Origin of the sequence: Billgrantia antri, from assembly GCF_019430905.1 — a bacterium.
GTDB lineage: Bacteria > Pseudomonadota > Gammaproteobacteria > Pseudomonadales > Halomonadaceae > Halomonas > Halomonas antri.
Genome location: NZ_JAHYCA010000003.1, coordinates 239,430 through 261,096, shown reverse-complemented (window position 1 = coordinate 261,096; position 21,667 = coordinate 239,430). Strand labels below are relative to the sequence as shown.

Annotated in this window: 11 protein-coding genes; 8 read left to right on the top strand and 3 right to left on the bottom strand. The window is 61.5% G+C overall.

The genetic code is table 11. The annotated features are described in order from the left end of the window. Window positions 1–38 precede the first annotated feature (38 nt). The 3 genes from KPL81_RS09235 to KPL81_RS09225 all read left to right on the top strand — a co-directional run bounded on the left by KPL81_RS09235 (window position 39) and on the right by KPL81_RS09225 (window position 12,800). Window positions 39–8,492, top strand: a complete 8,454-nt coding sequence (locus KPL81_RS09235) for a retention module-containing protein (RefSeq protein ID WP_219791603.1) — start codon at window positions 39–41, stop codon at window positions 8,490–8,492. 439 nt (window positions 8,493–8,931) lie between these two features. Further along, complete coding sequence (locus KPL81_RS09230; protein WP_219791599.1) at window positions 8,932–12,384, top strand: Ig-like domain-containing protein; 3,453 nt, start codon at window positions 8,932–8,934, stop codon at window positions 12,382–12,384. 89 nt (window positions 12,385–12,473) lie between these two features. Beyond that, a complete protein-coding gene (locus KPL81_RS09225) occupies window positions 12,474–12,800 on the top strand; it encodes a tryptophan synthase subunit beta like protein (protein WP_219791597.1) in 327 nt (108 codons plus the stop codon). Between the two features lie 59 nt (window positions 12,801–12,859). On the opposite strand, the gene KPL81_RS09220 is transcribed toward KPL81_RS09225, so the two are convergent. The 3 genes from KPL81_RS09220 to KPL81_RS09210 form a co-directional block, all read right to left on the bottom strand. After that, complete coding sequence (locus KPL81_RS09220; protein WP_219791595.1) at window positions 12,860–14,773, bottom strand: EAL domain-containing protein; 1,914 nt, start codon at window positions 14,771–14,773, stop codon at window positions 12,860–12,862. 76 nt (window positions 14,774–14,849) lie between these two features. Further along, window positions 14,850–15,557 (bottom strand): transglutaminase-like cysteine peptidase, encoded by a 708-nt coding sequence (locus tag KPL81_RS09215; RefSeq protein ID WP_219791593.1) that lies wholly within the window; start codon window positions 15,555–15,557, stop codon window positions 14,850–14,852. A gap of 139 nt (window positions 15,558–15,696) precedes the next feature. After that, complete coding sequence (locus tag KPL81_RS09210) at window positions 15,697–17,757, bottom strand: ATP-binding protein (protein WP_219791592.1); 2,061 nt, start codon at window positions 17,755–17,757, stop codon at window positions 15,697–15,699. 100 nt (window positions 17,758–17,857) lie between these two features. On the opposite strand from KPL81_RS09210, the gene KPL81_RS09205 reads away from it, so the two are divergent. The 5 genes from KPL81_RS09205 to KPL81_RS09185 all read left to right on the top strand — a co-directional run bounded on the left by KPL81_RS09205 (window position 17,858) and on the right by KPL81_RS09185 (window position 21,643). Continuing rightward, a complete protein-coding gene (locus KPL81_RS09205; protein WP_209472417.1) occupies window positions 17,858–18,226 on the top strand; it encodes a truncated hemoglobin in 369 nt (122 codons plus the stop codon). A gap of 375 nt (window positions 18,227–18,601) precedes the next feature. Then, window positions 18,602–19,300, top strand: coding sequence for a DUF4336 domain-containing protein (locus KPL81_RS09200; RefSeq protein WP_219791590.1), 699 nt, complete (start codon window positions 18,602–18,604; stop codon window positions 19,298–19,300). A 123-nt stretch (window positions 19,301–19,423) separates the two neighbouring features. Then, window positions 19,424–19,897 carry a GFA family protein gene (locus KPL81_RS09195; RefSeq protein WP_219791588.1) on the top strand — a complete coding sequence of 158 codons (474 nt, stop codon included), beginning with the start codon at window positions 19,424–19,426 and terminating at the stop codon, window positions 19,895–19,897. A 115-nt stretch (window positions 19,898–20,012) separates the two neighbouring features. Further along, window positions 20,013–20,525, top strand: coding sequence for a DinB family protein (locus tag KPL81_RS09190; RefSeq protein WP_219791586.1), 513 nt, complete (start codon window positions 20,013–20,015; stop codon window positions 20,523–20,525). Between the two features lie 320 nt (window positions 20,526–20,845). Beyond that, window positions 20,846–21,643 (top strand): methyltransferase domain-containing protein, encoded by a 798-nt coding sequence (locus KPL81_RS09185; protein WP_219791582.1) that lies wholly within the window; start codon window positions 20,846–20,848, stop codon window positions 21,641–21,643. Window positions 21,644–21,667 lie beyond the last annotated feature (24 nt).

Here is a 21,667-nt window from a genome sequence, read left to right as displayed (position 1 = left end):
CTGAGTCACAATAACGAAGATCTTCAGGGAGATAAGACATGGCCATTGCCACCGTCATTTCGATTACCGGTCAGGCCTGGGCACGCGATGCCGAAGGTAACCTGCGTGAGCTGCGCGTGGGAGATACCCTCCAGGAGGGAGAGGTGCTGGTCACCTCTGACAACGGAAGTGCACAGCTCGACTTTGGCGATGGCCTCGAGGCGGCGCTCATCGAGAATGGCGAGCAAGTGGTCATGATGCCCGAGCTCGATGGTGACGAACCCGCCGATGCTTCCGAATTCGCAGCCCTGGATGAAGATCTTGAAGCCCTGTTGACGGCGCTGGACGACGACAGTGTCGATCTGCTCGACGTGCTCGATGCCACCGCGGCCGGTGCCGGCCCGGGTGGTGGTGCCGATGGCGGCCATAGTTTCGTGCGCTTGGCGCGAATTGCGGAGGACGTCAACCCGCTGGCGTTCGAGTTCGGTCTGGGGCAGGCGAGCGATCTGCCAGAAACCGAAGGCGCCTTCTTCGAGATCGTCGAGCCGTCTGCCGGCCTTCTCGATGCTTCCCTGTTTGATGCCGAGACCCTTAGCGAGTCGGGGTCCGTGGTTACCGGCGGCGTGCTGCCGTTCTCCTTTGGCACAGGTGTCAATGGCAGCGTGACCTTCGCAGACATGGACGGCGTACAAGCCCAGATCGGCCAGGAGAGCATCACCTATAGCTGGAACGCTTCCAGCAATACGTTGACTGCTTTCTCGCCTGCGCGTGAACTCAATATCTTCACCATCGAGGTCAATCCCGGCACCGGGGAGTTCACTCTCACGCAGCTGAACAACCTGCTGCATGAAGAAGGCATGGATGAGGCGCTGGCCAGCCTGGTCTATACCGTAACCAGCACCAGTGGCACGGCTTCTGGCACGCTGAACATCACCATTCTGGATGATGCGCCGAGCGTCGAGGTGGGCGATGTCGACCTGAGCGACGTGACCCTCGAGACCCAGGACAGCGACACCCTCGACGGCACTTCCGTGGCCACCGGCAGCGTGGCGGCGGCCTTCAGTGCCGCCGTCGACGCCCAGTACGGCGCCGACAGCGCGGGCAGCACCGTGATCGACGGCTACGCCCTGACCCTGGGCGAGGTCGAACACGGCCTCACCAGCGGCGGCGAGCCGATTGTCTTCACGCTGGTCGACGGCGTCGTCATCGGCAGCGCCGACGGTACCGAGGTTCTGCACATCGAGCTCGATGCCGACACCGGCGCGCTCACCGTGACCCAGTCGGGCCCGGTAGACCATGCCGAGCAGGGCACCGACAGCGTCGGCCTGCCGGCCGGCCTGGTCGGCGTGGAAGCCACGGTCACCGTGACCGACAGCGACGGCGACGTGGTCAGCGATAGTCTGAGCGCCGACCTCAGCGGCAGCATCACCATCGTCGACGATATGCCGAGCGTCGAGCTGGGCGACGTCGACCTCAGCGACGTGGCCCTCGAGACCCAGGACAGCGACACCCTCGACGGAACCTCCGTGGCCACCGGCAGCGTGGCGGCGGCCTTCAGTGCCGCCGTCGACGCCCAGTACGGCGCCGACGGCGCGGGCAGCACCGTGATCGACGGCTACGCCCTGACCCTGGGCGAGGCCCAGCACGACCTCACCAGCGGCGGCGAGCCGATCGTCTTCACGCTGGTCGACGGCGTCGTCATCGGCAGCGCCGACGGCACCGAGGTTCTGCACATCGAGCTCGATGCCGACACCGGCGCGGTCACCGTGACCCAGTCGGGCCCGGTAGACCATGCCGAGCAGGGCACCGACAGCGTCGGCCTGCCGGCCGGCCTGGTCGGCGTGGAAGCCACGGTCACCGTGACCGACAGCGACGGCGACGTGGTCAGCGATAGTCTGAGCGCCGACCTCAGCGGCAGCATCACCATCGTCGACGACATGCCGAGCGTCGATCCTATTCCCGGCAACCTGGCTGAACTGGATGTCGATGAAAGCGCCTTTGGCGAGCCGGCAACGGCCGACTTCTCCGGGGCCTTCGAGGTCGTCTTCGGTGCCGATGGCGAGGGCAGCGTCAGCTACGGCCTGAGCATCGATGGCGATGGTGCTACTGGCCTTGTAACAACGGACGGCGGCCAAGCCATCACCTTGATCGACGATAACGGCACGATCATTGGCCAGGCCGCCGATGGCCGTGTGGCTTTCACCATTACCGTCAACGCCGCTAGCGGCGAGGTCACCCTGACTCAGAACCTCGCCCTGTCGCACCCCGATGGCACCGATCCGGCCGACGTATTGGGCCTGGCAGGAAGCGGCCTTACGCTCAACGCCACAGCGGCTGACAGCGACGGCGACACCATCACTGTCGGTATCGACCTGGGCGGTCAGCTTAGCTTCGTCGATGACGGTCCGCAGGCCAGCAGCGATTTTGATTGGGGCTTGCTGTTGCAGCCAGGCCGCTTCGAGAAGTCCGGCAACGTCATGAACAATGACGAGCAGGGGGCGGATGGCGCCGAGGTTACGCACGTCCAGTTTGGTGGGGAAACGGTTGAACTGGTCGATGGTAAGGCAACCATTCAAGGCGTTCACGGCGAGCTGACCATTTACTCAAATGGCGACTACACCTACGTCCGCGGCGATACCCCGAACCACCAGGGGTTGTTCCTCGACAAGTTCACCTACACCCTGACCGACGGCGATGGCGATACCGATACGGCCACGCTGAACGTCAAGGGCCTTGACGCTGGGGTTATTATCTACAACCCGGTGGCTGGTCAAGGCGCTCATCTGGTCGTCAACGAGGCGAATCTGGCGAATGGAACGGATCCCAATGCCGGCGAACTGACCCAGAGCGGTGGTTTCCTCGTCAGTGCGGTGGACGGTCTTGAGCAACTGACCATTTCCATCGGCGAAGGCGGCGATCAGCAGACGCTGACCGTGACGCGAAACGAAGACGGCAGCTTCAACTTCGATGACGCCTCCGTCGACGTACCGGACGGATACAGGCTCGAGGTCACCGGCATTACGCCACTGCCGCTTGGTGGCTATGTCGTTAACTACGCCTACACCCTGCAGGGCAACAAGACCCATGCGGGTAGCGAAGACGACGCTCTGATCCGCAACTTCTCCATCACGATCACGGATCGTGACGGCGACACCGCAAGCAGCAGTTTGAAAGTGAAGGTCATCGACGACGCGCCAGAGGCCGACCTGGCGGGTGCTCGTGGTGCCATCGAGGATGGCGAGGCCGTTGTCGGTACCTGGAACACCGAGTCCGGCGCCGACAGCGAAGGCGCTCAGCAGCTCATCTCCATTAACGGTGGTCCCGAGCAGGCGCTGCAGATCGGTCATGCCTATGAACTGGCTGAAGGTACGCTGACCATCAACGAGAATGGCACCTGGACTTTCGTGCCTGGCACCAACCTCGACCACAGCAACGGCAAGGTGCCGGTGAGCTTCGAACTGATCGCCATAGATGGTGACGGCGATCGGGCCAGCGACACCCACCGTATCAGGATCAAGGACGGCGAAGGCCCGACTCCGGGGGGCGAAAACGGAGAGGGAGGCACGGTTGACTTGGTGGTCGACGAGCTTGGTCTGCGTGAAGTTGGTGACGCCGAGCTGACAAATGCCGAGGCAGTGCTCACCTTCACCGCTGGCAGTGACAATATCGTCGACTTTGCCTTCGTCAATCCGGGCGCCATCAACGTGAGCGGCCTCGAAGAAGGCGTCGAGCTGAGTTGGGTAATCAACGAAGTGGGCGAGCTGATCGGTAGCCTGGGAGGCGACCCGGTCCTCAAGCTGACCCTAAACGGTGGCGAGATCGCTGCGGGAGAAAGCGGTACGGTCACGGTCAATGTCGAACTGATCGGCAACCTGCCCCACAACGCCAACGTGGATGAACTCACCATCGGCGGTGTGCAGGTCGTGGCCTCCGATAGCGACGGCGACGTTTCCGCGCCGGGTACCATCAGCGTGCGTGTCGACGACGACCTGCCGAGCGTCGAGGGAACCGATCCTTCCGGCCACGAAGTCACCATTACCAATCTTAATAGCCTTGCCGGCTACAACAGCAGCTTTGGCTATTACATCAAGGACGAGAACGGCAATCCGACGGTCGGTATGGTCATCTGGGCCAACGTCAAGCAGGACAAGGGGGCCAGTTATGTCCTCGAAGGACATGCGCCTGGTGAGGTCGGCTATTTCATCATTCCCAATGGCGCAAACCTCAACTCTGGGCTCGGGAACGAAACTGAAGTCACCTTCCAGCAAGTCAATGGCGTCTGGGTAGCAGTTGCCCCGAATGGCGACCAGTTGAATGGGCAGAACGCCAACGCGCCCGTTCTCTTCAATGATCCCTCGCTGAACCCCGGCGGCGCCTCCCATGTCGAGAACAATGCCGAAGAAGGCGATATCAACTGGGAAGACGTCTATGGCGGCGGCGACAAGGATTACAACGACGTCAACATCAAGGTCGAGTGGGCGCCTGCCAACCTGACCGTGGACGAGTCCAAGCTCGAGGTCGACGCTGAATTCGACTTCTCCGGCTACTTCAGCGCCGAGTACGGTGCCGACGGCCTGGCGACGCGGGACTACAGCCTGAGCGTGGCGGAGAACGGCGCCGACTCCGGCCTGGTCGATACGCAGACAGGCGGTGAAGTGCTGGTCAAGGAAGGGGATGACGGCCAGATCGTCGGCTACGTTGTGATCGATGGCGAAGAGGTTCCTGTCTTCACGCTGAGTGTCGATGCCGAAACCGGTGTCGTGACGCTTGATCAGTTGAGGGCTGTCATCCACTCGGGCGCCGGTCAGATCGGGGCGAGTGATGTCACCAATATTCTCGCCAATGTCGTCTTCCTGACCAAGACCGTGGTCGATACCGATAGCGATGAAGCCAGCGCCACGATCGACATCGGTCAGGTCATTCACTTCCTCGACGGTGGTCCGGTTGCGCAGAATGACCTTGCGGAAACGGCGGAGGATACTGCCATCACCTATAACGTGATGGACAACGACATCGAAGGCGCCGACGGCGCCACTCTGACCGCGGCCAGTTTGCGTAACCCGAGCCAGGGCAGTATTACCTTCGGCGCCAATGGTGAAGTCACTTTCACTCCGGCAGCGGGCTTCGAAGGCGATGCGGTGATCGACTACACCGTCACCGACGCTGACGGCGACACCTCCAGCGCCACGCTGACCGTAACCGTGGCGGAAGACTCCGAGCCGACCATCGAGGTCAGCGGACCCGACGTCAACGACGGCCAGACAAGCGTCGACGAAGCCAGCCTGCCGAACGGCAGTGCCAACGACGGCTCCCACGCCACCAGCGGCACCTTGGCCATCAACACCGGCAACGACGGTCTGCAGTCGCTGGTCATCAACGGCGTGAACGTCACCGGCGGCGGCACGGTCAACGGCACCCACGGCACCTTGGTCGTCACGCTCGTCGATGGCGAGTATAACTGGACCTACACCCTGGACGGCGCCACCGACGATCACGAGACCCAAGGGCCTAATGTCGATGGCGTTACCGACAGCTTCGAGTTGGTCGTCACCGATAGCGATGGCGACAAAGCCAGCGATAGTCTCGTCATCGATATCGTCGATGATGTTCCCACAGCCAGCGATCAGAGTGCCGGGGCAGTCGAAGAGGATGGTGCCACGACTACGCTGTCCGGTAATCTGTTCAGCGACCAGCATGCCAGCTTCGGCGCCGACGGTGCAGGCAGCGTCACCTGGAGTGGTGCTGCTATCGAGTCGCTTGCCAACTATGGGACACTGTCGCTCGATGCGAACGGCAACTGGAGCTTCACTCTGAATAATTCCCTGGCAGCGGTCCAGGAGCTAGGCGATGGTGATAAGCTGAGCTTCAAGCTGGAATTTACGGTTACCGACAAGGATGGGGATAGCGATGACGGCTCTTTGACGATCGCCATTAACGGTAACAACGATGCGCCGCTCACCACCGACAGTGCCATCAGCACCGATGAAGACGTTACCGTCACGCTGGGTGTCGAAGCCTTCGGTAACTACAGTGATGCCGAGGGCGATGCGCTTGGCGCCGTGCAAATCGTGACTCTGCCACAAAACGGCGTGCTGGAACTCGCAGGGGTGGCGGTGGCGGCGGGTGCCATTATCAGCGAAGCGGATATTGTATCTGGAAAGCTGACCTTCACGCCTGATGAAGATAGTGACGCAGAGGGTTCTTTCACCTTCAAGGTACAGGATGCCGAAGGCGCATGGTCGGAAGTGGCCAACACGGCAACTATTAACGTCGATGCCGTAGCGGATGCACCGAACGTCAGTATTGGAATAGGTGAACAAACTCCTGTCTCCGAGCCAGGCGATGTCACGCCACTGCCCAATGGTATTTCGCATGTGAAATACGTGCTGAGCGACGGTACTACGCTCAAGCTGGATGGCTATGGTGGAGACATCAAGGATCCTTCCGATCCGACCAAGTACATTGCCGATATCGAGGCGAAGACCGGCCTGGCTGTCGTTAGCTACTACATCAAGGCAGGTACTGGTGTTTACTCTTCTAGTGGGGAGTACCTAGGTGGGTTCAACAATGGTCCGGCAAGTGATCCGCTATCTAACCGAGCGGACGATGAAGGGTCAGCTGGGAACTACCAAGCAGGAAATACGTACTTCTTTGGCGGAGAAGCTGACAGCTACGCCTTCAGTATTAACCTTGTGGCCAGCCTGAAAGATACCGACGGTAGCGAGTCGCTGAGCCTGGTGATCTCCGGTGTGCCGGAGGGCGCCGAGCTGAATCAGGGGACGGAAAATCCGGATGGAACCTGGACGATCGAGGTCGCGCCGGGTACCCAGAGCTATGTCTCCAATGGCCTGACCATCACCGTGCCGAAGGGCACCGATGAGTTCACGCTCACCGTCAAGGCAACGGCCACCGAATCCAATCCGCAAGGCAACGTGTCGGTTGAGACGGCAGAGTCGACGGCCAGCGATACGGCTGCCGTGGATAAATTGGAAGTCGAGGGCAATGGCGACAGTACGGTTGAGACGGGGGCAGGAGACGATGTCCTGATTGGCGACATGGGAGGCAAGTTCACCATCACCGAACCTGGCCAGAACTATAACATTTCTCTGATCGTCGACAGGTCGGGGAGCATGGGGCACGCCTCAGGTTCCGGCAGCTTGAGTCGCATGGACCTGACCAAGCAGGCGCTGCTGAACCTGGCCAATCAGCTCAAGGACCATGATGGCACGGTCAACGTACAACTGGTGGCCTTCTCGTCCCACGCCAGTACCTCGGCCAGTATTCAGAATTTGAATGCGGGGAACGTGGGCCAGCTCATCTCGGCAATTACCGCACTCTCGGCGAGTGGTGCAACCAACTTCGAGGCTGCATTCGAAGAAGCCGTCTCGTGGTTCAACTCCCAGAATGGCAACGGAGCTTCTGTCGTCGATGGTTTCAAGAACCTGACCTACTTCCTGACCGATGGAGATCCGACGAGATACTACGACTCCGATGGTGGCCTGAGGGGCTCGGGAAATGAGACGAGTTATAAAGTGTTCAAGAACTCCGTCGAAGCCTTCGAAGCGTTGAGCAATATCAGCCAGGTGCACGGAACCGGCATCGGGAACGGAGTCAGCGAGAACTACCTGAGATTCTTCGATAATACGGATGATTCAGGGGAGGGGACCGAGACCTTCTTCGTTGGGTATCCTTGGTGGGATATATTTGGCCAGTATCCTCAATATGAAAGCGTCACGGGCCCCGTTGGCGAAGTCGATATCGTCAATACTGCCGAGGATCTAGCCGCTGCGCTGCAGGGCGGCTCAAGCAGCGACGAGCTAGCCGAGCTGGGCGACGACGTGCTCAATGGAGGCGATGGCGACGACATCATCTTCGGTGACAGCGTCAATACGGATCATCTGGAGTGGACCAACGGCGATACCGGTGAATCGTTTACTGCTGGCAGCCACGATGGACTGGGCTATGCAGGACTGGTCGAGTACCTACGCTGGGCGGAGGGCACTCCGGGTGAAGCGCCGAGCGATGCAGAGGTCATTGCCTACGTCAGGGATAACTGGCAGGACCTGGTGGATAGCGTCCGTCCTGATGGCGGTATCGATACCCTAAGCGGTGGTGCCGGTAATGATATCCTGATCGGTGGGGCGGGTGACGACACCCTCAACGGCGGCGCAGGCAACGACACTCTCGTTGGCGGCCTCGGCGCCGATACCTTCGCCTGGAAACTTGGTGACCAGGGTGAAGAGGGCAGTGCCGCTATCGACACGGTCAAGGACTTCTCGCTGGAAGAAGGCGATAGTCTCGACTTGAGCGAATTGCTCAGCGATGGCAACGGCCCCGAGCACCTGCGCTTCGAAGCCGATGGGAGTGGCAGCACCACGCTCTACATCAGTACTGAAGGCAACTTTGGAACCGATGAGGGCAGCTTCGACAATACATTGGCCGACCAGGTCATCGTGCTGGAGAACTTCAGCGGGGATCTCGAGGCGCTGAAGTCGAGCCTCAATATCGACTGATTTACCGTAAGGAGTTAAAGCGCCCAGCCTAGGCTGGGCGCTTTTTTTATTGATAATCACTCACATTGCCTCTTGATTGGACTCAACTTTTTTCTCCACCCTGTACTACGGTCCAATATCGCGCTGTAAGCCTTGGCTCATACTTCACCTTAAGCACGCCCCTCCAGGCACGGACCGTTTGGCCGTGGCGAGCCTCGTAAAAAGTTCTTCCACTTTGCGGGGTAACTTCTCATGTCTATTGCAACTGTTCTGTCTATCTCCGGTCAGGCCTGGGCTCGTGATGCCTCGGGCAACCTGCGTGAACTCCGCGTCGGAGACGCACTGCAGGAAGGAGAAACCGTCATCACATCCAATGGAGGGGATGTGCAGCTAGACTTTGGCGACAACCTCGGTCCCACCTGTGATACAGGGTGGCGAGCAGGTGGTCATGACCCAGGAGTTGGGTGCCGACCAGCCGGTCGATGCGAGCGACTTCGCGGCCCTCGACGAGGATCTTCAAGCGCTGCTGTCAGCGCTGGATGACGAGTCGATTGACCTGCTTGACGTGCTCGATGCCACCGCGGCAGGAGCCGGCCCCGGTGGTGGGGCAGATGGTGGGCATAGCTTCGTGCGACTGGCTCGCATTGCCGAAAACGTCGATCCCCTGGCGTTCAACTTCGGGCTGAACGACTTGGGTGGCCCGCCGGATGAGCAGGGCGGGGCTTTCCTTTTGACGCAAGCCGAGGAAGTGGAGGAGCCGCAAGAACCGCAAGAACCTGTCGGCATCCCGCCGACTGCGGGAAGATTCGACGCCACGTTGCTCGATATAGAGACATTGAATGAGCCTGGCTCGGTAGCCAGTGGCGTGCTTCCCTTTACCTTCGGTTCCGGTAGTGGTGGCAGCGTGTCTTTCACCGCCATGGATGGAGTCACCGAGCAGGTGGGCGGTGAGACGCTCGCTTTCAGCTGGAATGCTGGCACCAATACGCTGCAGGCGGCTTCCGAAGCCCGTGGCGTCACGATCTTCAGCATTCAGATCAACCCCACTACCGGCGCCTTTACCGTTACACAGGTGAACAGCCTGCTGCATGCGGAGGGGATGGGCGAAGCGCTTGCCGGTCTGGTCTATACCGTATCGAGCAGTAGCGGCAGCGCTAATGGTCCGCTCCAGCTTACCATTGTCGATGATAATCCTCTGGCATCGGACGACACCGCCAATACCGGTGAAGACACTCCCATCACCGTCAACGTGATGGGCAACGACACCGCCGGTGCCGATGGCGCCACGCTGACCGCGGCGAGCCTGCGCAACCCGAGCCATGGCACGCTGAGCTTCGCAGCCAACGGCCAAGTCACCTTCACCCCGGCGCCTGGCTTCGAAGGCGATGCGGTGATCGACTACACCATCACCATCACCGACACCGATGGCGACATCGCCAGCGCCACTCTGACCGTGACCGTCGTACCCGACTCCGAGCCCACCATTTCTGTCAACGCCGATAGCGACAGCGTTGCCGAGGCCGGCCTGCCGGGCGGCAGTGCGGCGGGCGATGACTCCCACGTCACCAGCGGTACCTTCGTCATCGACACCGGCAATGACGGCCTGGCGAGCCTGGTAATCAACGGCGTCAACGTCACCGCCGGCGGCACCGTCACCGACAGCCACGGCAGCCTGGTGGTCACGCCGGGGGCGGGCGGCAGCTACAGCTGGACCTACACCCTGAGTGGGCCGACCAGCGGCGACGCCACCAGCGACAGCTTCTCCCTGGTCGTCACCGACAGCGACGGCAGCACCACCAGCGACAGCCTGACCGTCAGCATCGTCGACGACGTGCCGCAGGCCAGCAACGACCCGGGTGGCACCGTCACGGAAGATGCCGCCCAGAACGTGCTCAGCGGCAACGTGCTCAGCAACGATAGCTTTGGCGCCGATGGTTCCGCTGGGAGTAGTGCGGGCGTGACCTGGAACGCCAGCGCGGCACAGTTGACCGACATCGGCCAATACGGAACGCTGGTGCTGAATTCCGACGGAAGCTGGAGCTTCACCCTCGATAACAGCCTGGCCGCCGTGCAGGCATTGAACGCCGATGACCTGCTGAACTTCGAACTTGGCTATACCATTACCGATGCCGATGGCGACACATCCAGCGCCACCCTGAGCATCTCCATCCGGGGCGCGGACGACAGTGCCCAGGTGATCGTCAATGCCAGCGGCGCCGATAGCACCGTCCACGAAGCTGGCCTGACCTCCGTGGCCAACACGAGCGAGACAGCGACGGGCAGCTTCCAGGTCTCGGCTAGCGATGGCATCGCCAGCGTCACTGTGGGTGGGCAGAGCTTCACTCTGGCCCAACTGCAAGGCTTTACTGCCTCGTCACCCTCTGGCGCCATCGTAACCAGCATGGGTACGCTCCTCCTGACTGGCTACACCGGTACGGCCATAGCAGGCACCGTCAGCTACACCTACACCCTGAGTGAGGCCCAGGTGCATGGGGCTCCGGGGAGCAGCACCGATGGCTCCCTGACCGACAGCGTGGCGCTGAGCGTTAGCGGCGTGGGTGGCAGCACAGCAGAAGCAACGCTGACCGTGGACGTCATCGACGACACACCCAGCCTGACCAGCCTCAACCTGGCTATCGGGAACGTAGCCGGAGCGTACGATGGTGTCTATGAATTCGACGTGGGGGCTGATAGCCAAGGCTTCCTCGACAGCTTCGGTGAAAGTTCACTGATCTGGTCGGGAATGCCGGCAGGCTACGAGCTGATCATTACCGGTACATCCTTGACCTCGATTACCTACACTGCGCAATCGGGTTCCTTTGAGTTCTTCCATCTCACATTGAACGCCGATGCTACCTACAGCTTCGAACTGGTATCTCCCGCTCCTGTCGTCGAGACGGAAATAGAGAGTTTGTTGAGCGCCTTCGATCCAGATGGCTTCTACAAGGAAGGGGGCAAGGACGCCTACCTGTTCTCAGCGGATGTCTTCGATGGAAAGTTTGAACTCGCCGTCGAGGCATTCAGTAACGGTGGTCGAGCGAATGTCAGCCTGTCGTCAACGGACTTGGGCGTGCATTCTAACGTGGTGCAGGGCAACAAGAATGACATGCTGAGGTTTGATGTCCGGCCCGTGGGCGATGCGGGAGTGATCGGTATTTCCTCCTTCGTCTTCAGTGTATCCGGCACGGGAGGGACCAGGGCGGGTGACCAGGCCAAGCTGACCGTCTATGACGAGGATGGGTCGTCGCAGGTCTATACGGCCACACTGGCGACCGCCGATGGGGAGTTCGTCTTCAATATCGACCCGACCCTCAATCTCGACTATATGGAACTGCGTCCGGCTGGTAATAACAGCTTCAAGATCGATGGACTCTCGACCAGCTACGTGACCCAGATCTACCCGGACGATTACCAACTCGACTTTGAGCTGACCGGCTCGGATGCAGACGGGGATCTGGCGACCGCAGCGTTCACGGTTTCGGTCAAGACCACCGAAGACGGTACTTATGAGATCACCGGCACTGATAGTGACGACGTGGTACACGGTACCGAAGGCGATGACATCCTCATCGGCGGCGATGGCGATGATGTCTTCCTGTGGAGCCTGGGCGACCAAGGCGGGGAGGGCACACCGGCCGTCGATACCATCAAGGACTTCGGTATCGGCGAGGACGTGCTGGACCTGGCGGACCTGTTGCAGAGTGAAAGTGTCGAAACCATCGACAGCTTCATCGTCGCGGCACAGCAGGGCTCGGATACCGTGCTTTATATCAACCACGAAGGCGGTATCAATGTGGACGGCAGCAACGCCACCCAGGTGATCGTGCTCGAGAACTACAACATGGGAGAAGTCAGCTCGGCGGACTTCCTCCAGGAAATGCTGGAGAGCGGGCAACTGCAAATCGACCAGTAACGTACCGTTGAGCTAGACACTGCGCCCTGCCTGGAGACACCGGGCAGGGCGTTTGTTACTCTACGTAAGGACCATTCAAGGGCAGAGCCATGTACATCAAGCGCAACGAATCGGGCCAGGTCGTGCAAGTTAGCCGTGAGGCAACGGCAGAGTGCCGTGAATTCGTGCCGCCGTGTTCACCCGAGCTTCAGAGCTTCGTCGCGGAGGATGACGCCGAGAACCTGGCGCTATCCAAATCCGACCTGGCTTTCGTGCGGGTACTCGAAGACGTGATCAACGTGCTGATGGACAAGGGCGTGATCAGTTTTACCGACCTGCCCGAGCCCGCCCAGCAGAAGCTGATGGAGCGCCAGTCGCTGCGCAAGCGCAGGAACAGCGTCGGGCTGATGTCGGAAGAGGACAACGACACCATTTGAGGCTACGAACGAAAACGGCCGGCGCAATGCCGGCCGTTTCGCTAGCAGGGTGTCTTGTCTCACCCGTGAACGCCGTGTTCACGCACTCCCGGCCCCGTCACGCCATCCAGCCCCAGCTCGAAGAGCGTCTTTGCGGCTCCCTGGCTTTCCACGCCTTCCGCAATGGCCATGATGCCAAGAGAGTGGGCCAGTGTGGCCATGCCGCGCAGCAGGCTCTGCTGATCGCTGCGGCTCTCGATCTCCTGGCTCAGCGCACCTTCAACCTTCAAGAAGCTCAGGCCCAGGTCCTGCAGCCCCTCGATCTTGCCGAACTGCGTGCCGACGTGTTCCAGGCCGACCCGGCAGCCCAGCCCAAGCAGGGCATGGCAGAGCGTCTTCAGCGCCTGGGGCTGTTGCATGGCAACGGACTGTGGCAGCTCGAACCATAGCCTGTCGGCAATGCCATGGTGAGCACTGACGCGAGAGAGCAGCTCACCGACGAAGTGGCCATCATTGAGCGATTCGGCGGAAAGGTTGATTGCCACCGCCTTACCGCTGGACTCGACGTCGGCGATCGCCGCAGAGACCACGGCGAGGTCGAGTGTCGGCGCCATCGCCAGACGCGATACCCAAGGCAGGAAGACCCCCGCCGGACGCCATTCGCCTTTCAGGCGCAGTCGTGACGGCACCTCATGGTGAATCAACTGACCCTGCGCATCGAGCACGGGATAGTGTGCCAGGAGGACGCCTTGGCGGAGGGCATCGCCAAGGGCCTGACGCCATTCGTCATGACGTGTGAAGAGCACGTTGCTGGCGGGCTGGTCGACGATCTCCTGACCATTCTCACCGCGTGTTTCCGCCGATGCCAAGGCGCCATCGAGGCTGGCCAAAAGCTCGGCCTGGCGTTCACTCTGACTGTACTGACGCAGAGCGGAGGGTAGGGAGGGACTGAACTCCTGCTCGCCATTCAGGGCTTCGAGCTGTTGCTTGAGAGCTTCGCCAATCGCTTCGAGATCGTGGTGACGCGGCAGGATCACACCGAAATCGCTGCCGTTGAGGCGGCCAACCGTGCCATGGCCATGAGCCCTGGCGATCTGCTCGAGACGCCGTGCCAGCCGTGCCAGCAGGGCATCGGTTGCCGCATGCCCTAGCTGCTGGTTGAGTTCGGCCAGGCGCGCGACCCGCACCAGGGCCAGGGTGCCGCTGGCATCGTCCTTCTCGCTCTTGAGATGCGCCTGCAACTGGTCGAGGAACGGCGCCCGGGTAAGAGTATCGGTAACCGGGTCATGCTGCATGCGCCGCCGCAGCTGGTCGAGCTTGTCACTCTCTTGGCCTAGCATCTGGCGGACCGCCAGCGAGAGCTGGTTCATGGCCTGGACGACTTCGCGCAGCTCCCGGGTGCGCGGCTCGCTGGCCGTAGTGAAGCGGCGTTGACCGATGGCCTGCGCTTGGCTCACCACATTGCGCAGCGGGCGGCGTATGGTACACACGATCCAGCTCGCCAGCAGCAGGCTGGCGACACCGGCAAGCGCGAACCAGCCGGCCAGCTCCAGGGTGCTGCGCCATAGAGAGCGGTAGGCAAAGCTGTGCTGGCTTTCCAGTTCCAGGGTGCCGTACTGCTGCCAGCCGTCCTGCACCACCGCATGGCCTGCGGGCACGTCGAAACGTACCAAGTTGACGAACCAGTCCGGCACGTCATCGATATACTCGCCGGCAGTGCGCTGCTCGATGATATCGCCTGCGGCATCGCGTAGTTCGATGTGACGGTAATGCCCGGTATCGAACTGAGCGGCCAGCAATAGCTCCAGAATGACCGGATCCTTCTCCATCTGGCTCATCGACAAGGCCAGTGCATTGGCGTTGTCGTTGTTCTTGATCTCGATTTCCTGCTCGATGTAATGACGGCTGCTCGACACGCCGATGAGCAGGCTGCCGACGAAGGCCAGCAGCAGCAGGGTCGCTATGGTCAGCCAGAGCTGCTTGATCAATGACATGTCTTCGTTTCCCCCGGAAATGAACGCCCTGATTCGTGCCGCTTTATCGGTCGCTTCTTGTCGTGTGGCTTCGTCATCAGATGAATCCTTGCTGCTGCATGCGTTCGATCACGCTGCGCCAGCGTGACAGCCGTGCCACCGGATCGGCCCGCGACTGGCTGGAGCCGCCGGCCCACAGGCCCTCGCTGTTGAAGCTGAACACGGGGTCGAGATCGGTACGCTGGGTGGCAGGTGTGATGGAAGGCACGAGATTGTCGAGGATCAACGGCACTGCCGTAGGTACCTCGTAGTAGCCCAGCACCATATGGGCTTGCACGATCTGGCTGCGGCCGATGCGGGCACGAACATAGATCATGCGCAGTCGGGAGCCGGGCACGCCGAGTTCCTTGAGCGTCACGTACTTGGCGATCGAGTAGTCCTCGCAGTCGCCCTGGCGCTTGCCCATGGTTTCCAGCGGTGTGGCCCAGAAATCCTCGGCGCCCCAGATCTGGGTATCCTCGAGCCAGCGCACGCGGCGATTGAAGAACTCGTTGACCTCACGCAGCTGGGTGTCGAGGTCGGCAGTCTGTAGCCGGTCGAGCAGTGAGAACCACTCTTCGAGAATGGCGAGACCCGAACTGCCGTAGAGACGCTGCATGCTGTCGCGCAGGCGTGTGCGGTTGACTCGGGCCTCGAGCGCCGTTGGATTGAATCCCAGCCCGGCGGCCAGCAACAGCCCCCCCAGGCCAGCCAAGAATCGGCGGCGACTGGGTCTGAATACATGTGGGGCGGGGCGATGCGTCATCAGGCGCGCCGAATCATGTTAAAGAATGTAAGTCATGGGGCGAGTATAGAGGAGTGGTATCGCCAACACGATAGGTATGGTTCTTTTAGAGTACCTTTGGGAAGTGCGTCTCAGCAGGAAGTATGTGTCCCTATAGTCGTCAGGTCATCCAGTGCACCGGCGCGCGAGGGTCGGGCTCGTAGGCGAAATAGCTGCCGGTGCGGATCGTTCGCGCCAGATGCTCGCCGAGGCTCGGGTGATGCTGCGAGATTCGCTTGAGGGCGTAGCGCAGCGAGCGGGTGGCACTGGTGCGAGCGCGTTCCAGACCGTCACCGACGGTTCGGGCCCGGCTGTCCAGGCCGACCCCGCGACGTAGCTCATCGATCAGGAACTGACGGTCGGCACGCGCCAGCTCAGCACGGTGGAAGTCATTGTTCGCCTCGGCCTCGGCAATGTCCTCTTCGGTCTCGGCGAGTCGCTGTCGGTAGGCCTCACGCGCCTTCGAGTCGAACACTTCCAACCCCGCCTGACCCCGTTCGTAATGGACATCGCTTCGGGTACCCTCCGCAGCGCCGCCGACCGGGAGCGAGCCACGCTCCACGGCCACCAGATCGAGCACATGAAATTCCCGGCCGGGCTCGGTCAGAAGGCGTTCCAGGTAGTGCATGCCCTTGAGATCCTTCAGGTGAACGGTGAGGCCGTCGAACGTCACCGTGCGCATGTCTCCCTCGCAGCGGAAGAGGCATTGCTCGGGCTCGGCCGCTTGCCGCGCCGGCATGGCCGGCAGGTGTTCTCGCGCCAGTTCCGCCCAGGGCAGGGCATGCAGGGTCTCGAAGGCTCGACATGCTGCGTCGAGCTCCAGCTCGGCCGTCTTCTCGTCGCCCGCCGCACGGTGCGCCGCCGCCAGTTCGATGCGCAGTTGCGCTGCCTCGAACGGCATGCGCAGCGCGACCCACTCCATGACGGCCTCGCTCAGAAGCCGTATCGCATCGCTCGTCTGACCGTCGTACAACGCCAGGCGACCCTGCGCGGCGAGCGCTGAGTTCTGCAGCGTGCGGCTGCGGTACGTCCCGGCAATCTCCGCGAGGTCGGCCGCGGCGGTGCGGGCCGTGTCGCCGTCTCCGGCCGCCAGCGCGATGACCACCTGGGCATCGCGCAAGGGAGCCCGCTGCAGGCCTCCCGAAGGTGGGCGCTCCTTCGACGGCACGTCGAACGGGTGGTCGAGGGCACCGTTGATCATGGACAGCGCTTCGTCGACCCGGCCCTGGGCAAATCGCAGCAGCGCCAGGCCCGGCTGAGGCAGCCAGGCGTTCTGATGCGCTGCGAGAAACGCCTCCTCGGCACCGGCGAAGTCACCCTTGCGCAGCCGCGCGTTGCCGAGTTCGGTCAACGGCCAGCCGTACTCCCGCCGCATCCACGGGCGCAGCTCTTCGCAGGCCAGCAGAGCCTCCTGCTCGGCGGCGTCGCAAGGCCCGCGCAAGCGCATGATTTCCGCGCGGTGCACCCGGCAGCGGCCGTTGAGCCCACCGAACGCCGCCCCATGGCGCCAGCGCTCCATCGCCTCGGTCCACTCCTCGGCGCGATCGTGCTGGCCGATCCACTGCATCGCGCAGATGACCTCGCACCACATCTGTCCCGTAGTGAGAGGGTCGAGATGGCCGGAGCTCAGCTCCACGGCGACGTCGTCCAGCGCACTCAGCCCTTCCTCCAGGTCGCCGTCATGGATGCGGACCCGCGCCATGGCCACCTGCCCGATGATCTGTGGCGGGACCAGCCCGTGCCGTTGGCCTTCGTCCATGGCCCGTTGCGCCCACTGCGCCGTGCCCGGCATGTCGCCGCACATCAGGCGCTCATAGGTGCGCACGGCGGCGAGCCATGCCCAGACGGGATTGTCCGGCGCGTCTTGTACCAGGCGTTCTGCCCGCGATAGCCAGGCGCGGACCGTGGCCATCAGGCCGGTGTCCATCATCAGGTACATGCCGACCATGACGGCGGCAAAGGCTGCCTCATGGAGGCGGTTCGCTTCCAGGTGCAGGTGGTAGAGCTCGCCATAGGCGGCCAGCGTGCCTTCCAGGTCGCCCGTGCCGTAAGCCGCCTGGGCTCGCAGCGCCAGCAGCTCGGACGAGGGCGGCATCGCAATCTCGGCGAGCAGCTGCTGGGCCTGCTTGAAGTCGCCGGCGTCGAGGGCGGTGCGAATCGAGGAGAGGTCCGCTTCCGTCATCGGAGTTGCCTTTGTTGCGGTTGTAACAAGGATTGTTACGCCCTTTAGTAGGTGCCCCGGCACCTACCCGAACACGAATCTCGAAAAGGAGCATTTCGCCATGAACGAAACCCTCTATGACAGACTCGGCGGTCGCGACGGTATTGACAAGCTCTGCGACCGCATCGTCGAACTCCACCTGCAGAACGAGGTCGCCGGCCCACGCTACCAAGCCCTCGATCAAGAGGCGCTGGACCGGGCCCGCACCAAGGTCAAGGAGTTCATCGCGGCAGGTTCCGGCGGGCCGGTGGAGTACACCGGCCGCTCGATGATCGAGACCCACACCGGCATGAACGTCAGCGCGGCCGAATACGTGGCCGTGATGGACGACATCATGCAGGCCATGAACGAGATGGAGTATCCGCGCCCTGTCTGCGACGAAGTGCTGGGCATCGCCTATTCGCTCAAGGGGGAGATCATTCACCGATGAGCGCAGCCTTGCCATGCCCTCCGAAAGCCGGTATCGACCAGCTGGCGATGGTCGATACCGGCTTCGTATCATCGAGTGGCCAAGTCTTCGCCTAACCTGTAGCTGGTATGCTTGGTGACAGTGAGTAGGGCGGCGCCAGTGGATGCGGCTCGTCAGCGATACGCCGACTGTCTGGCCTCGCAACGGCGCATCGCTGGAGCCACCGCCGCCTGTCGCCTCCAAGGATCCCAATACGCGCTACCTCCACATCCACCAGGATGAGCCGATCGACGAAGCCCAGTTGGAAGAGTGGCTTCGCCAGGCATCCAGGCTGCCTGGGGAGCGGATGTTCTAGCGAGCGAAGACAAGGCGTCGAAAACGGTTGAGGAGAGAGGCGTGAACGGAGTCATGCAGGTTGCGGAAAACGTATGGATCGTGGAAGGCCCCGTTGTGCGCTGGTTCAGCATGCCATTCCCGACGCGCATGACCGTCGTGCGGCTGCCTGACGATGATCTCTTCATTCACTCGCCGATCGACTTGACCCCAAGAGTCGCCCAGGCCGTGGAATCCTTGGGACGGCCGAGGTACCTGGTATCGCCCAACACCCTTCACCACCTGTACTGGGCTCAATGGCAGGCCGCCTACACGAATACCCTGAGTTTCGCGCCACCCGGCCTTAGCCGAAAGCGGCAGGATCTGGCCTTTCACAAGGAACTGGAAGATCGTCCGGAGCCATTCTGGGCCGACGCAATCGACCAGCTCATCTTCCAGGGCAGCCGACTGTTCGATGAAGTCGTATTCTTCCATCGACCCTCCCGGACCCTCATCTTCGGCGACCTGGTGGAGAACTTCGATCCGAACTCCCTTTCACGCTTCCATCGGATACTGGCCCGGCTGGGGCGAGTGCTGGCTCCCCATGGGCAAACCCCGCTCGACTATCGCCAGTCATTCCTGCTGCGCCATCGCCAGGCCCGTCAATGCCTGCAGCGAATGCTCGAATGGGAACCTACCAATGTCATCATGTGCCATGGCATACCGGTACAGGAGGAGGCGGAAGCGTTCCTGGAAAATGCGTTTGGCTGGCTGAGGGAATAAAGAGGAGTACGAGAAAAGGCAGTACTGACAGCAAAGCCTCGCGGTGTGGCGCGCTTTGCCAAGAGACGAAGCGCAGGGCAAGCTGACCCACATTCATCTTCACGCAACGCAGAGAAACCGACAATGAACCAGGACCTGCTCCCCCTCGAAGGTGGATGCCGCTGCGGCGGTGTCCGGATCCGTGTGACAGCGCCACCCTTGCTGACCGCGGCCTGCCACTGCAGCGGATGCCAGCGCATGAGTGCCAGCGCCTTCTCGCTGAGTGCCATCTTTCCCAGCGATGCCTTCAGCGTCACGCTGGGGGAGCCGGTCATCGGCGGCCTGCACGACAAGGAGCTGGCACACTTCTTTTGCCCCCACTGCATGAGCTGGATGTTCACCCGGCCGGCCGCCATCGAGGCCATCGTCAACGTGCGCCCGACGATGTTCGACAATGCCGCTTGGTTCGTGCCGTTCATCGAGACCTACACGAGCGAGAAACTGCCGTGGGCCGCCACACCGGCGATGCATCGCTTCGAGCAGTTCCCTCCCTTTGAACTGTACGAAAGACTGACCCAGGAATACGCAGCGCACACCAGTGAGATCGACAGTCGATGAAATGCCTCGTCATTACAGGGAATCCGCCGCCGCTCATGTCGAACGTTAGCCATCAGACACGGAGAGTGGTGGTGATCTGCTCCCGCACAATGCCAGGCCTGAGGAGGGTGTCGACATGCATGCGCAACAAGCAAGAGATCTAGCCAGCTACAACCGGTGGATGAACGAGCGTCTCTACGCCATGTGCGCCGAGCTTTCGGAGGCCGAGCGGCAGGAAGATCGTGGAGTCTTCTTCAAGTCCATCCATGGCACCCTGAACCACCTGCTGCTGGCAGACAAGATCTGGCTGGCGCGATTCACCGGGAAGACATTTCATGTCAGCGGCCTGGACCAAGAGCTTCATTCGGCGTTCGATGCGCTGAGAGATGACCGGAAAGCCACCGATGAAGAGATCGTGCAGTGGGCCGATTCGCTCACGGAAGACAAGCTTTCAGGCACGCTAGAATATACGAGTATCAGCAATCCCGAGCCTCGCTCCTTCGATATGTGGTTCGCGGTCACGCACTTCTTCAACCATCAGACCCATCATCGGGGCCAATTGACGGCGTTGCTGAGCCAATGCGGCAAGGACTATGGCGTGACGGATTTGATCGCGCTACCGCAGGCGGTACTGCGCAATGCAACCTGACCTGAAGGCTCTACCAGATCACCCGCAATGCACTGGTGGATCACTACCGGGCGCACAAGCCGCTCGAACCGCTACCGGCGGAACTGGCGGAATGGCCGGAAGCAGATGAGCGAGCGGAAGCGGAGCTGGCGCTGTGCCTGCGCCCGCTCATGGTCTGCCGGCTCGCAGCCCAGCCTACTGCAAGTGAATAGGCGAGCATGTGGTCTACAATATTCGTAGCGGCAAAACCTGGCTATCAAAGCGAGTTCGAGTCCAAATCGCTTAACTCTCAGCGCGCGACAGACGGGTAATGGCGGCTTGGCTGCGCAGGAGGCTTTTGCATGAGCCAACTACATCAGCAGCAGCTGGAAATGGTGGCAGCAGAGTATGAGAGCCTTCTTGCTCCAGCCTTGTTTGCGGAATGGCCGCATCGGTTAGCAGATGCCGCGGATATTGGCGATGGGCAAGATGTCCTGGACGTTGCGTGTGGTACCGGCGTACTGACACGAGTCCTCGTCGAGCGAGTTGGGTCAAACGGGTCAGTGTCGGGAGTTGATATCAATCCCGGCATGCTGGCCGTAGCACGGCGAATCTCACCCGAAGTTTTATGGCGCGAAGCAGACGCTGAAGCCTTGCCTTATGAAGACGAGAGCTTTGATGCCGTACTCTGCCAGTTCGGCCTGATGCTCTTCCTCGCGCCAGAGGCGGCACTACGGGAAATGAAGCGTGTTCTAAAGCCAGGGGGCAACTTAGCGGTGGCGGTGTTCGGCTCGCTGGAAGACCTGCCCGCCTATGCTGCCCTCGCCGAGGTGTACGAGCGCTTGGTCAGCAAGTCAGTAGGCGACGCGCTTCGCATGCCCTTCTCGATGGGTGACCCGGACAGGCTTGCGTCCCTGTTCGCCAGTGCGGGCATCAGTTCCCCGAAAATTGCAAAACACAAGGGACAAGCCCGCTTCTCTAGCGTTGAGCACATGGTATTGGCAGACGTACAGGGGTGGTTTCCGTTTGCTGGAATCCGGCTTGATCGGGACACCATCGACGCCGTAACCCAGGAGGCGGAAGTAGAGCTGAAGCCGTTTAGTCGCTCCAGCGGTGCCGTGGAGTTTCCGGTGCCCGTATACATCGTAACGAATCCGTGATCATGGGCCTTCCGACGCCTTCGT